The sequence below is a fragment of the Bacillus cereus group sp. MG9 genome (assembly GCF_040459995.1).
Classification (GTDB): domain Bacteria; phylum Bacillota; class Bacilli; order Bacillales; family Bacillaceae_G; genus Bacillus_A; species Bacillus_A mycoides.
The window spans coordinates 3,417,396-3,431,774 of sequence record NZ_JARVHC010000001.1 but is presented as its reverse complement, the minus strand read 5'-3'; the positions used below and the strand labels follow the sequence as shown (position 1 = coordinate 3,431,774).

Genomic DNA, 14,379 nt, shown 5'->3' with positions numbered 1-14,379 from the left:
TTTTATAATGCTGAAAACTCTTCAACAAGTGAGCTAAAACGATTTAGTGCACTTTCAATCGGTTCTGGTGTAGTTAAATCAACGCCAGCTTTTTTCAGTAGGTTTAATGGATAGTCAGAACTTCCGCCTTTAAGGAATTCAATATAGTTTTTCTGAGCATTTGGATCACCGCTTAATAATTTATCGGCGATTTGAATGGCAGAAGCGAATCCAGTTGCGTATTTGTATACGTAAAATGGACGGTAGAAATGAGGGATTCTAGACCAGCCATATTTTACTTCTTCGTCAAATACGAGGGAGTCGCCATTATATTCTCTAAATAAGTTTTCGTAAATTTCACTAAAGACTTTGGCATTTAATGGTTTACCTTGTTCGGCCATTTCATGTGTGATTTTTTCAAATTCTGCAAACATGATTTGTGTAAAGAAAGTACCTTTAAAGCTATCGATAAAGTAGTTAATTAAATGATTACGTACGTTCGTTTCTTTTGCTTCTTTTAATAAATAATGAATTAATAACACTTCATTGACTGTAGAAGCGACTTCTGCAACAAAAATGGAATAGTGTGCAGAAATTCTTGGTTGGTATCCGTGTGAGTAATGCGTATGCATACCGTGCCCGCATTCATGAGTAAGGGTGAAAAGGCTATTTAAATCATCATGATGATTTAAAAGAATGAAAGGATGAACACCGTATACACCAAAGTTATAAGCGCCAGAACGTTTTCCTGGTGTTTCTCTTACGTCTATATAGCGTTTATCTTTAAAGTTTTTTAATGTTTCGATATATTCTTTACCTAAAGGAGCTAGTGACGCGATCATTATATCAAACGCTTCGTCGTATGGAATGTCTTGTTTTACACCTTTTACTAAATCAACACTCAAGTCGTATTGTCGTAGTTCATCTACATTTAATTTTTCTTTTCTAAGTTCATTATACGTATGTAATGATTGAATGTTTTTTTTCGTTGTCTCAATTAAATTTTCATATACTTCTTTCGGAACCATGTCGCCAAATAATGATTTTTCTAAAGCTGATGGATATTTTCGTAGCTTTGAGACAGTAACATTGTTTTTAATAGCTGCGGACAAAGTAGAAGCGATAGAATTCTTTAATTGAACGTATGGTTTGTAATAAGCTTTATAGGCTTCTTCACGATTCTCACGATTCTCATCTTCTATTAGCTTTGAATACATTCCACGTGTTAAGTTTACTTTTTCTCCATCATCAGTAGTCACTTCACCAAAAATTATATCTGCATTATTTAACATGCCAAATGTATGCTGCGGGGAGGAGAGTGCTTCACCCATTTGTGATAAAATCTCTTCTTGGTCTTTATTCAAAACGTGTTTTTTATAACGGTATAGCTCAAATAAGTCTTCTTTATAATAGTGTAAGCCTTCGGTTTCTTCTATGTAAGAATGTAATGTGTTTTCATCTACACTAAGTAAGAATGGGGAAAAGAAAGATTTAGCCGCACTTACTTTCACATGTAATTGTGATACTTTATCGACAAGGGATTGAGCGTCAGTATCGCGTGTATCAAGATCAGATTGTAATCGTGCATAAGCGAACATTAAAGATATTATGCTAGATATTTCTTCACTCTTTGTTAAATAAGCTAATAAATTATTGCCATCGTGAATATTTCCATTAAACTTGTGTAATTCATTCGTTAATACTTCAATTTTATGAAAATCGCTTTCCCAATCTTCAATTGTATGATAAATATCCGTTAAATCCCATTTTTCTTTATCAGCTACTTGTAGTCGATCTTTAAGTTCAGTCATAATCATTTCCTTTCTAAATATGTAGTTATATTCCTATATAACTATGAAATACAACAAATTGCAAAAAATCCCTGCTGGAAAATGAAAAGCCTTGCCGGAAATGGCGAGGCTTTAAAAGTTATAATGTAATGCCGAACGTTGAATGAAGGAGGTTTGTATATTGCTCTTTTGTAATTGTTTCTTTTGTTTTATTTCTATTTTTCGTTACTGTAAGGCTATCTTTTGTTAATGATGCGTGCCCGTCATGAGTAAGTTTTACAACAAGAGGTACTTTGTTAAATGGTGAACCTTCATGTTCAACAATAATTTTTTGTGCTGCATTTGCTTTCGTTTCATCCACTTCTTCCAAGTAAAATGCATAACCTACTGTCCAATCATCAGTAGAAGATTGATCTAGAAACTCATTGCTTTTACGCATTTCTAAAATATAATTACCTTTTTCAGTCGTTTCTTTACGAATACGATAGTCGCCTGTTACAGAATGAACGATCTCACCTGAGAAAGGAACAGGGGAAAGGGGTAAATATGATCCGAAACCTACTTCAATTAAGTAAAGTTCATTATGATGTTGTAAAACAGTTGCGATATGCCCTGAATCTACAGCCCATATAGAATTTGCAGCGTTATAAACTGTTCCTGAAACGAGATGGACATCGAATTTAGAGTCTTTAAGGAAGTAATACATAGCCGGATTCAATTCATAACAAAGGCCGCCACGGTTGTTTATTAAAATTTTTTCTTTTAGATTTTTTTTTGATATTTCTTTAAAGTTGTTTTCGAGAATATTTAAGTTTTCAAAAGGGACAGTTTGTACCATTGCGTACATAATGTTAGGTAAATCTTCAAATGAAACTTTGTGTTTTTCTTCTATATTTAATCTTGCGAAAAATTGTTTTTGAAAGTCGGTCATAGAAATCCCTCCGTTATGCTTTTATAGATAAATTGTAAACAATTTTGAATCCGATGTGAATTTTAAACTATATGGGGTACTTGTGGAATAGTTGAATTCATATTTTGAAAAATAATGTGAGAGATTAAAAGATTGTTACTTTACTAACTGTAGAACGAATATTATAATAACTTTAATAAATTATGCAAACGTTTTCTTGAAGGGGATGGTGTAAATATGTTGAAAAGGATTACGGTAGTCTGTTTATTGTTTATTTTGCTTTTTCCTAATATATATGAGGGAAATAAGGCAGAAGCAGCAACAGTGAACAATGGAACATTAATGCAGTATTTTGAGTGGTACGCTCCGAATGATGGGAATCATTGGAATCGTTTGCGTTCCGATGCTGAAAGTTTAGCTCATAAAGGAATCACATCTGTATGGATACCACCTGCATATAAAGGGACTTCGCAAAATGATGTAGGGTATGGGGCCTATGATTTATATGATTTAGGGGAGTTCAATCAAAAAGGAACGGTGCGGACGAAATATGGGACAAAAGCACAGTTGAAATCTGCAATTGACGCATTACATAAGCAAAACATCGACGTATACGGTGATGTAGTTATGAATCATAAAGGTGGGGCTGATTATACTGAAACCGTAACAGTTGTTGAGGTAGACCGTAACAATCGAAATATTGAAGTATCAGGTGATTATCAAATTAGTGCATGGACGGGGTTTAATTTTCCAGGTCGCGGAGATGCTTATTCTAATTTCAAATGGAAATGGTATCATTTTGACGGAACGGATTGGGATGAAGGAAGGAAATTAAATCGAATTTATAAATTTAGGGGTGTAGATAAAGCGTGGGATTGGGAAGTGTCTAGCGAAAATGGAAATTATGATTATTTGATGTATGCAGATCTTGATTTTGATCATCCTGATGTTGCGAATGAGATGAAAAATTGGGGAACATGGTATGCGAATGAATTAAATTTAGATGGCTTTCGTTTGGACGCTGTTAAACATATTGATCATGAATATTTACGCGATTGGGTAAATCATGCCAGACAGCAAACGGGGAAAGAAATGTTTACAGTAGCTGAATATTGGCAAAATGATGTTCAGGCTTTAAACAATTATTTAGCGAAAGTCAATTATAATCAATCTGTATTTGATGCACCGCTTCATTACAATTTTCATTATGCTTCAACAGGAAATGGGAATTATGATATGAGAAATATTTTAAATGGAACAGTAATGAAAAATCACCCTGCACTCGCAGTTACTCTCGTTGAGAATCATGATTCTCAGCCTGGGCAGTCATTGGAATCTGTAGTAAGTCCGTGGTTTAAGCCGCTGGCATATGCATTTATTTTAACTCGTGCAGAGGGCTATCCTTCAGTTTTCTATGGTGATTACTATGGGACAAGCGGAAATAGTAGTTATGAAATTCCAGCGTTAAAAGATAAAATTGATCCAATTTTGACGGCACGAAAAAACTTTGCATATGGTACGCAGCGTGATTATTTAGACCATCCAGATGTGATTGGCTGGACAAGAGAAGGCGATGGTGTACATGCTAATTCTGGTTTAGCGACATTACTCTCGGACGGACCAGGAGGATCAAAGTGGATGGATGTTGGAAAGAATAACGCTGGGGAAGTATGGTACGATATTACGGGTAATCAAATAAATACTGTAACAATTAATAAGGACGGATGGGGGCAGTTCTATGTAAGTGGAGGCTCAGTTTCCATATATGTTCAGCAGTAAATTGGTGATGAAAAGAAGAGGTAGACTGAAATATAAGTTTCCTCTTCTTTTTACATTGTTATCATTCCTAAATCTTTATTTTAATAAATGAACTAGTCGACTTTTGAAACAACAAGAGATGCATTGGAATAAATAATGTCACCCGTGGCTTCTCTTATTCGTACTCGAAGGACATCTCCTTGGTTTAAAGGTAATAGATCAGTTCTAGCGGATGTAGTTCTTACCCCAGAACCACCACCAACTCGTGTTTCAATGGCGAATTGAATGGAATCATTTATTGTAAGGTTTAATATACTAGACGAAATAGCTTGTATCACAAATACAATTGAAAAAGATATAGAGTACACACCAGTGGTATCAATTGTAATGGAGTTGTCTACTGGGGTTAGAGTAGTTCCACTAACAGGTCCTGGAATTGTCAAATTAACATTTGTATTAACTACTGCTGAAAAACCGATACCTACTTCAGAAGTTATTGTTCCAAATACCGGGAGAATTCCTAAACCGGTCGCTCCAGTGGGACCGGTTATTCCGATTCCTGTAGCGCCGGTAGGTCCAGTTATTCCGATTCCAGTAATTCCTGTAACACCAGTAGGACCAGTTATTCCAATTCCAGTAGGTCCTGTAATCCCAGTGGGACCAGTTATTCCAATTCCAGTAAAACCTGTCGCACCGGTAGGTCCTGTGATTCCAGTAGGTCCGGTTGGGAATGTAAATGGTGGAATTGGTGGTAGTGTGGGGCCAATTAAATTTGGTTCAAGAGCAGGTCCATGTAAAATAATATTTTCTTTGCTCATATAGTAACCTCCTATGATTGCTTGTCATAATTATTAAATGTATTAGGGAAAGTAAATGACATTCGCAATAGCGGAGGCGCTTATTTAAATTTTTCGCAACGAAATTAAAGTTGCTACTTTAAAATTGGATACGATAAAAACCGTACTGTGATTGCTATAGAACTAAATATTAGTATGTTTTTAACGTGATTTTAATAGATGTTATATTTGCTTTACGATAAAATGATTATAGTGTAAAAATACACTATAAGTGTAAAGTAATAACAAATGGGTGTTTTTACACTTGTGGTTATTAGTTTTTTCTAAAGCAAGATGATGAGTTTTTATTATTCAAGTCAGCGAAGACAATTTGATGTAGCGGTTATTAGAGGAAGTTCTTTATATAAATCGTAATTTAAAATTTTTAAGGGTATTTCTGTATAGGAAGTAGTAGCAAAAGGAGAGGCGATATGAAAAAAACAAAAATGAAATATAGCATAGTTTTTAGTTTATTACTATTAACATCATGTGATATATCGGATGAAGAAATTGAACAAAAAGCACAAAATTATACAAAAGCGGAATATGGTATGTCTGTTAAATTAAACGGAGTTGAAACACTGGATAACGGAAAGGATTTCCTTGGTCCAAAGGGGCGGATAGCTTCTGTGCAGCAAGTCGATGAACCGCATTTGCAATTTCAACTTTATTTTGATGGACAAATCTCTCCAGAAGTAAATAATGACAATTATAAAATGAAAAAGAAAACATATGATTTACAAAAGAAATTTAATACATACTATGGAGAAAAAGAGAATAACACTATACTTACTTTTGATCAAATGCAGACTGGGGATAATGTTTCCGATAAGAATGCTGAGAAAGAAATAGCGAAGAAAAATTTACAGCAGTATTATACGGTAGTTTTTAGAAGTAATACTGTTTTAGATGTAAATAATCCTGTACATATGGAAACATTAGCGGAGGTTGCAAGAAGTATTCAGGAATTTAATAAAACGATTGAAAATAGTAAAAGTAGTGTAGAAGATATAACGATTCAGCTGCCAAATACTAATAAAGATGTATTACAAAATATTGCTGTAGATTATATAGTAACGGCTGAAGATGCGAAAAAGACCCTTGAGAAAAAGGTTGATTATATGAAAGTTTTACAGTCTACAAAGTGAAAAAAGCATTATCCGAAAAAATTGTCCTTCCTCAGGTGTGAAGGGCAAAAGTCTGACATCTTTACTTATTACAAAACATATAGTATGATGATTTCAATAAATTAGATTTCAATGAACATAAAATATAAATTAATGAGAGGTGCTTTTTGTGAGTGTGGTAGGTACTAAATAGGAAAAATTTAATGAAATAAATCGGATAAGACCAGGGGATTTTTATGTATATCATACCCCTAATTTTGTCATGCATTTATTTCGAAACCTATGAAGATACCTACAATACTTTATAAAGCGTGTAATAAGGGGATTGCCATCTGTTTTTATGGCTTATTTTCTCATATGTTATTACACATGCCTTGTAAATGTAAAAGCTGCGGTATCCCCGCAGCTTTTTTGTATATGTTTTTAATGTATAAAAATGATAATTGAATAATGTAGAACTCATTGGAATCTAATGAGTAGGTATCTTCATTGATGATAAAAACCAATCATAGTGAGGAGAAACAAAATGAATACGATGACTTTTGAAAAGTTACAATATAACGAATTAAAGGATATAGTGAAATCTTATTGTGTAAGTGGATTAGGTAAAGAACTATTAAATAAATTAGAGCCGAGTACGAGTATAAAAGTAGTGAGGAATCGCTTGAATGAAACGACAGAAGCACGAGCTATAGTAGATGCAGAAGGGCATGTGCCTTTCTTCGGAATTTCTAATATCGCTAGTACAATTCAAAAATTAGAAAAAGGGATGATTTTAGATCCAGCAGAGTTAGTAAGTGTTTCAGACTTTTTACGTGGCTGTAGAAAGATTAAAAATTTTATGTTAGATAAAGAATTTTTTGCGCCAGTATTAGCTTCTTATGCGAATTCAATGACTGAATATAAAAGTATTGAAGAGGAAATTAACTTTTCAATTAAAGGAAATAGCATTGATGCAGCTGCGAGTAAAGAGTTAAAACGAATTCGAAATAACATTGATTCTGTAGACGGAAAAATAAAAGAACGTTTAACGAAGTTTTTAAATAGTAGTGCAAATAAGAAATATATTCAGGAATTCTTTATTAGTAAGAAGGACGATAGGTATACGATTCCAATTAAATCTTCTTATAAAAATCAAGTTGCGGGAAGTATAGTTGAAGCTTCCGCTAAAGGTTCAACTGTATTTATAGAACCGCATACGGTTACAAAGTTAAATACGGAACTCGCAAGTTGGAAAGCAGAAGAAGCGATGGAAGAGTATCAAATTTTAGCGACTTTATCAGGAATGGTATTAGAAAATATTTATCATATAAAAATTAATATGGAACTAATTAGCCAATATGATATGGTATTTGCGAAAGCGAAGTTTAGTAAATCAATCGATGGAATAGAGCCGAAATTAAACGATCATGGCTACATTCATTTAATGAATTGTAAGCATCCGCTTTTAAGTGGAAAAGTAGTACCATTAAACTTTGAAATCGGTCAAGAATACCGTAGTTTAATTATTACTGGGCCGAATGCAGGCGGGAAAACAATTGTGCTAAAAACAATTGGATTGTTAACATTAGCGACAATGTCAGGCCTTCACATCGCTGGAGATAAAGAAACGGAAATTGCTATTTTCGAAAATGTATTTGTAGACATTGGTGATAACCAAAGTATCGAAAATGCACTAAGTACATTTTCATCTCATATGAAAAATCTTTCTGAAATTATGAGGATGTCAAATAATAATACGTTACTGTTATTTGACGAAATAGGAAGCGGTACAGAACCGAATGAAGGTGCGGCGCTTGCGATATCTATTTTAGAAGAATTTTATCTTGCGGGATGTATTACAATTGCGAGTACGCATTACGGTGAAATTAAACGCTTTTCAGAAATGCACGATGATTTTATGAACGCAGCAATGCAATTTAATAGTGAAACACTAGAGCCACTTTATAAATTAGTGATCGGTAAATCAGGTGAAAGTAATGCACTTTGGATTGCGAATAAAATGAATGTGAGAGAACATGTACTGCAAAGAGCGAAAGAGTATATGGGAAATAAAGAATACGCTATAGAAAAAGTGAATGAAAGTAAGATTAGAAAACCGAAAATGGTGCAAGAAAAAAGAGAAAATGACTATGAATATAAAATCGGCGACCGTGTGAATTTGTTAGATCATAACGATTTCGGGATTGTATATAAGGAAAAAGATAATTTCTATAATGTCGTTGTATATTATAACGGTGAATTCGTTGAAGTGAATGTGAAACGTATTACTTTAGAGGTAGCGGCGAAAGAATTATACCCAGAAGGATATGATTTAAATACACTATTTGTTGATTATAAAGAAAGAAAAATGCAACACGATATTGAGCGCGGATCGAAAAAAGCGCTTCGTAAAATTGAAAAAGAAATAAGAAAGAATAGAGGATAATATAGAATGGTAACGATTAGACAAGAACAAAAAAATGATTATAGAAAGACAGAAGAAGTTGTAAAAGAGGCATTTTTAAATGAAGAATTTAGTGATAAAAAGGAACATGAACTTGTAAAACGTATTAGAGAATGTGACGCGTTTATTCCTGAATTATCAATCGTTGCAGTAGATGAGGAAATAGTCGGGCATATTATGTTATCGAAAATTACAATAGAACAAGATGGGACTACTGTAGATTCATTAGCACTTGCACCAGTTTCAGTAGCACCAAGCCATCAGAAGAAAGGAATTGGTGGAAAGCTTATCACGGCTGCTTTAGAAAAAGCGAAAGAATTAGGATACGGGTCAGTTGTAGTATTAGGACATCCAGAGTACTATCCGAAATTTGGCTTTAAGAAAGCAAGTGAGTGGAATATAAAAGCACCATTTGAAGTACCTGATGAAGTGTTTATGGCGATGGAACTTAGAGAGAATGCTCTTCAAGGTGTAGAAGGAATTGTACAATATTCGAGTGCTTTTGCTGAGTAGGAGAATCGATTAAGAAATGTAATCATAAAAGATGCTATCTTTTTGTAGGGATATACAGAAAGATAGCTTTTTTTATTAAGCAGATCTACTTACGTATATTTTGCTCAATGAATAATTGAGATGGTAAAATTGATATAGAAATGTAAAGGGGGAGAATATGATGAAGAATCGAGAAACAGATAGCAATGAGAATGTAGTTACGTTATATGTTACAAGACACGGTAAAACAATATTAAATGCGAATCATCGCGCGCAAGGTTGGGCAGACTCTCCGTTAGTAGAAAAAGGTGTGGAAGTTGCCTCTAATTTAGGAACGGGATTAAAAGATGTTCATTTTGCGAATGCGTATAGTAGTGATAGCGGTCGAGCGATTGAAACTGCTAATTTAGTATTAAAATATAGTGAGCAATCCACCTTAAAACTTGAGCAAAGGAAAAATTTACGAGAATTAAATTTTGGTGTTTTTGAAGGTGAAAAACTTGAAAATATGTGGGATGTGGTTGGAAAAGCTGCGGGCGTTGCATCTCCAGAAGAACTCATGAAGTTTTCTATTCAAGAAGTGATTAATCTTATTAGAGCAGCAGACCCTACGAAACAGGCGGAAGATTGGGAATTATTTTCTACTCGCATAAAAACAGAGATTGATAAAATTAGTGAAGAAGCTGCTAAAAATGGAGGTGGCAACGTTCTAGTTGTCGTTCATGGGCTTTTGATTACTGCCTTAATAGAAATGTTAGACAGTAGTAAAACAAAACTTGGAGTGGAAAATGCTAGTGTGACGAAGATTGTATATCAAGATGGAACATACACAGTCGAGTCTGTTGGAGATATGAGTTATGTTGCAAAAGGGAAAGAAAGTGTGGAAATATAATTATATCTCAAATAGAAATAAGAAAGGGAAGCTAGAAAATCTAGCTTCCCTTTCTTATTTTGTAAATTATGGGGTTAATAAAATCTTCCCAGTACTTTTTCGGCTCTCTAATAATTCATGTGCAAGAGCACCATCTTGTAAAGAGAATGTAGTAGGACTTGCAATGTTTAGTTTTCCAGTTGTAATCCATTCGAATAATTGAGAGGAACGCTCTTTTCGCTCTTCGTGAGTCGTAAGCACATTCCAGAGATCTCCGCCGGTTAAAGTCTTTGAAGTATCCATAAGCATACGTGGATCTACAGGCGTTGGATTACCGCCAGCCATTCCGTAAAATACGACAGTACCACCAATTTTAGTCGCTTTAAAGCTTTCTTCTAATGTAGAACCTACGGATTCATACACAACATTTACTCCGGCACCATTAGTTAATTCAAGTACTTTCGTATGCCATGCTTCAGTATATAAAAATACGTGATCAGCACCAGCTAACGTAGCTACTTGTGCTTTTTCTTTTGATGATGTAAGACCGATTACTGTTCCGCCCTGTAGTTTAATCATTTGGATGAGAAGCTGACCAACACCACCAGCTGCGGCATGTACTAAAGCTATATCACCCTGTTTTATTTGATAGCTATCTTTCGTTAAATAATGTGCTGTTAATCCTTGTAATAAGACAGAAGCGGCTGTTTCAAAAGAAATAGAGTCTGGAAGTGTAATTGCTTTTTCAGATGGAACGGCAACTAATTCTGCATTTGAGAATGGAACGTCAGCAAATGCAATGTGGTCCCCGGGATTGATAGTAGTAACGTTAGCTCCTACTTTTTCAACAATACCAGCGCCTTCATAGCCTAATATATAAGGCGGGTTACCAGCGAGATGATAATCGCCGCGGCGTCTATAAATATCAGCGAAATTTAAACCGATTGCTTGCATGCGAACAAGAATTTCATTTGGATGTATGATTGGATCAGGTATTTCTTTATATTGTAGTACATCAGCGTCTCCGAATGCTTCGAAACAAAGTGCTTTCATATGGAATACCTCCATTTATATTGTTTGTCGATGTTCTTTATCATACAATACAAATATCAATAGGCAAAGAGGATTATTTCGATAAAATCAATCGGAAATATCGATTGAAAAGAGGGATGATAAATGGAGATAAAACAATTAATTACATTTAAAATAGCTGCAGAGACTTTGAACTTTACACAAACTGCGAAGAAATTAAACTTTGCACAATCGAGCGTAACGGCGCAAATTAAAACGTTAGAGGCTGAGCTCGGTACGCCATTATTTGAAAGATTAGGAAAACGTCTTTTCTTAACTGAAGCAGGCAGGAAGTTTCAACTATATGCTGATAAGATGATTGCACTCAGTAACGAAGCGAAAATGGCTGTGAAAGATGATGAGGAAATAGCGGGTACGTTAATAATCGGTGCACAAGAAAGTCAATGTACATATAGGCTTCCATCTATATTAAAGAAATTTAAAGCACAATTTCCCCAAATAAAGCTTATATTTAAACCTGCACATTCCAATAAAGATGCGAAGGAACAATTGATGGAGGGGAAAGTAGATCTTGTATTTATTTTGGACGAATGTAAAACAGAGGATGTTTTACATGTGGAGCCACTTATGAAAGAAGAATTAAAAGTAGTAGCTGCTCCTACGCATCGTTTACTTGAACAACCTTCCGTTTCTACAAAAGATTTAGAAAGCGAAACACTTTTACTAACAGAACTAGGTTGCTCGTATCGGACTTTATTTGAAGAGTTATTCCGTGCGGAAGATGTATACCCAGCAAATAAGATTGAATTTGTTAGTGTCGAGGCAATTAAACAATGCGTTATAGCAGATTTAGGTATAGCAGTTTTGCCAGCAATAGTAGTAGAAAAAGATATACGAGAGGGAACGATAAAGGAATTAGTCTTAAAGAATACAATCACTCCGATCTATACGCAAATTGCTTGGCATAAAGATAAATGGATGACAGCGCCACTGCAGCAATTTATTGAGGTGACGAGGGAGTCTTTTGCAAGGAATTAAGTGGAGAAATATTTGTTTTATATGTAAGAAAAAATGGCACTTTTGTATAGAGAGAACCGATACTTGGATGAAACAAGTATCGGTTCTTTATAGCATATTTTTATAATCATTTTTAAGTATTGCCATAATAATTTCATCCGAGTACGTATCATTATAAAATAAGGATTGACGTAAGGTTCCTTCTTTTACAAACCCAACCTTTTCATAAGCTCTAATTCCACGTAAATTATGGCTAAATACTTCTAACTGTAAACGATTGAATGTGAGTTGTTCAAAAACAAATCTTAAAACTATTTTCATAGCTTCAGTTCCGTAGCCTTTCCCTGTTAATGAAATAGAAAGCATAGATATTCTGAATCCAGCTCTTTGGTTCTCCTCATCGATATCTAAAATCGATAACTCTCCAATCATTTCGTCAGTGCTGTTTAAACAAATAGCGAAATCATAGCGATTTGAATCATTATTTATATTATCTATATGTGCTTTAATTTGCTCCAATGAAAAAGTAGGCTTGGTTCCAGTCATATATCTTATTTCTTCATCCATTGTACTTTCTAATATAATGGGCGCATCTAGCTCGCAAAGGGGCCTTAAATAAATTCTTTCACTCTCTAATCTCATTATAAATTTCTCCTTAAGGTTGGTGATAGAGTATATAAATATTTTTGATATACATTGAAGAAGAGTTTTATTTTGTGTATCGTTTGAAAAGTATGTATCTTACTTTGATGTTACATGAATTTTATAATGGTATGGTATACCTAAAACAAATAATAAAAGTTTTATACACAACAAAATGTATCAACAATTTTTTTGATAATACTATTATTATTGCTTTTCATTCCACTTTTAAATGAACATGAATTTTTTATAAATATTTTTAGTGGAAAATAAGCCTTTCCCACTAATTTGCACCGTAGTTAAACAAGAATTAAATAACGTTATTGTCACTTTACAAGAGCATGTTTTGATTGGTTCTCAAAACATGCTCCTTCTTTTTGTTTGTTTATCCCGTATTAACGGATAGTGAGACTCCAACTTCGAACCTTGACCGAAGCAAAGTAGGTAGGAGTCGGCTTATCCAGAAAAGCCTGATAGAGTAGGGAGGTTCCTTTAATGTTTTGGAATAATTTAGCATAAGTGATTTTCATATCTCTAAATTTATGCTCTAATTAAAATAAAAGAGGCAAGTAAATGGGGAATGAGATTAAACGATATGTAATACGAACTTTTATATTTACATGGATACTATGGGGGCTATTAATTAGCTTAATAAAATTAAACATTACGACATTTGGTACACCGCTAGCGATGATATTATTTGTTTTCGGGGGAATCATGCCGGCAATCGTTGCAATTAGTTTAAAGAAAAAATATGGATCAAAAGAAGAGTTCAGAGTGTTTATTAAAAATATTGTTAATCCTAGGCATCACTTTGTATGGTATGTTCTAATCGTTGTTCTAGCTTTTATTAGCTGTTATCTTCCAACGATATTTGGTGGAGCAACGATGCAAAAACCATTATACGTGGCATTACTTAGTTTTCCAACAATGATCGTTGGTGGTGGTCTTGAAGAAATTGGATGGAGAGGATTTTTACAACCTGCCCTTCAGAAAAAAATTCGGCATTTTTTAGTACGGTTATTGTGAGTGTTATATGGGCTATTTGGCACTGGCCGTTATGGTTTATTCCAGGCACAAATCAAACTCAAAGGGATTTTATAGCCTTTATAATTACGACAATTGCCGTATCTTTCTTATTAACTACAATTTTTAACGCAACTAAAAGTATTTTTATGTGTCTAATTTTTCATGCGCTTCTTAATTCTTTTTGGAGTGTGTACGTGCCAAATGATAAAGTGTTACCAGCATTTTCAACTTTTATTTTCGGAATTTTCGTATTTATCGTGTATAAAGTCATAATAAAAAGAAAGAACCTCTTATTGATTAGGTAACTGAAATAATAAAAGGAAACATATTAATATATTTTTTATGGATATGAAACTAATTAATAAGAACACGACACAAACATAATTAAAATATAATACAAGTTTGTGCCGTAAAAAAATTTGCAAAACTATAAACAATATCAAAAAGAAT

General features: G+C 34.0%; 11 protein-coding genes and 1 pseudogene. 7 read left to right on the top strand and 5 right to left on the bottom strand.

What is annotated here, in order from left to right; genetic code table 11:
• Positions 1–2: 2 nt before the first annotated feature.
• Both pepF and QCI77_RS17585 read right to left on the bottom strand, forming a co-directional pair.
• Positions 3–1,790 (bottom strand): oligoendopeptidase F, encoded by a 1,788-nt coding sequence (gene pepF, locus QCI77_RS17590; protein ID WP_113769623.1) that lies wholly within the window; start codon positions 1,788–1,790, stop codon positions 3–5.
• A 118-nt stretch (positions 1,791–1,908) separates the two neighbouring features.
• Positions 1,909–2,700, bottom strand: a complete 792-nt coding sequence (locus QCI77_RS17585) for an arylamine N-acetyltransferase family protein (RefSeq protein ID WP_353825293.1) — start codon at positions 2,698–2,700, stop codon at positions 1,909–1,911.
• A 216-nt stretch (positions 2,701–2,916) separates the two neighbouring features.
• Between QCI77_RS17585 and amyS the strand changes: the two genes are divergently transcribed.
• Positions 2,917–4,458: an alpha-amylase gene (gene amyS / locus QCI77_RS17580; RefSeq protein WP_353825292.1), complete on the top strand. Its 1,542-nt coding sequence runs from the start codon at positions 2,917–2,919 to the stop codon at positions 4,456–4,458.
• A gap of 92 nt (positions 4,459–4,550) precedes the next feature.
• Here the strand turns inward: amyS and QCI77_RS17575 are convergent, their stop codons facing one another.
• Complete coding sequence (locus QCI77_RS17575) at positions 4,551–5,255, bottom strand: exosporium leader peptide-containing protein (RefSeq protein WP_353825291.1); 705 nt, start codon at positions 5,253–5,255, stop codon at positions 4,551–4,553.
• Positions 5,256–5,704: 449 nt separating this feature from the next.
• Here QCI77_RS17575 and QCI77_RS17570 point away from each other — a divergent pair, with 449 nt between their 5' ends.
• The 4 genes from QCI77_RS17570 to QCI77_RS17555 all read left to right on the top strand — a co-directional run bounded on the left by QCI77_RS17570 (position 5,705) and on the right by QCI77_RS17555 (position 10,230).
• On the top strand, positions 5,705–6,421 hold the full coding sequence (locus QCI77_RS17570; RefSeq protein WP_002142611.1) for a hypothetical protein: 717 nt from the start codon (positions 5,705–5,707) through the stop codon (positions 6,419–6,421).
• Positions 6,422–6,926: 505 nt separating this feature from the next.
• The gene (locus QCI77_RS17565; protein ID WP_002033444.1) at positions 6,927–8,828 is read left to right on the top strand and encodes an endonuclease MutS2; all 1,902 of its coding nucleotides are present in this window, start codon (positions 6,927–6,929) and stop codon (positions 8,826–8,828) included.
• Between the two features lie 6 nt (positions 8,829–8,834).
• Positions 8,835–9,359: a GNAT family N-acetyltransferase gene (locus tag QCI77_RS17560; RefSeq protein WP_353825290.1), complete on the top strand. Its 525-nt coding sequence runs from the start codon at positions 8,835–8,837 to the stop codon at positions 9,357–9,359.
• Positions 9,360–9,519: 160 nt separating this feature from the next.
• Positions 9,520–10,230 (top strand): histidine phosphatase family protein, encoded by a 711-nt coding sequence (locus tag QCI77_RS17555; RefSeq protein WP_353825289.1) that lies wholly within the window; start codon positions 9,520–9,522, stop codon positions 10,228–10,230.
• 66 nt (positions 10,231–10,296) lie between these two features.
• Here QCI77_RS17555 and QCI77_RS17550 read toward each other — a convergent pair whose 3' ends face one another.
• Positions 10,297–11,262: a quinone oxidoreductase family protein gene (locus QCI77_RS17550; protein ID WP_353825288.1), complete on the bottom strand. Its 966-nt coding sequence runs from the start codon at positions 11,260–11,262 to the stop codon at positions 10,297–10,299.
• A gap of 123 nt (positions 11,263–11,385) precedes the next feature.
• Here QCI77_RS17550 and QCI77_RS17545 point away from each other — a divergent pair, with 123 nt between their 5' ends.
• Complete coding sequence (locus tag QCI77_RS17545) at positions 11,386–12,279, top strand: LysR family transcriptional regulator (RefSeq protein ID WP_353825287.1); 894 nt, start codon at positions 11,386–11,388, stop codon at positions 12,277–12,279.
• Between the two features lie 87 nt (positions 12,280–12,366).
• Here QCI77_RS17545 and QCI77_RS17540 read toward each other — a convergent pair whose 3' ends face one another.
• Entirely contained in the window at positions 12,367–12,900 is a 534-nt protein-coding gene (locus QCI77_RS17540; RefSeq protein ID WP_002190291.1) for a GNAT family N-acetyltransferase, read from the bottom strand.
• A gap of 573 nt (positions 12,901–13,473) precedes the next feature.
• Between QCI77_RS17540 and QCI77_RS17535 the strand changes: the two are divergent.
• A pseudogene (locus QCI77_RS17535) lies at positions 13,474–14,234 on the top strand (CPBP family intramembrane glutamic endopeptidase).
• The last annotated feature ends 145 nt before the right edge of the window (positions 14,235–14,379 follow it).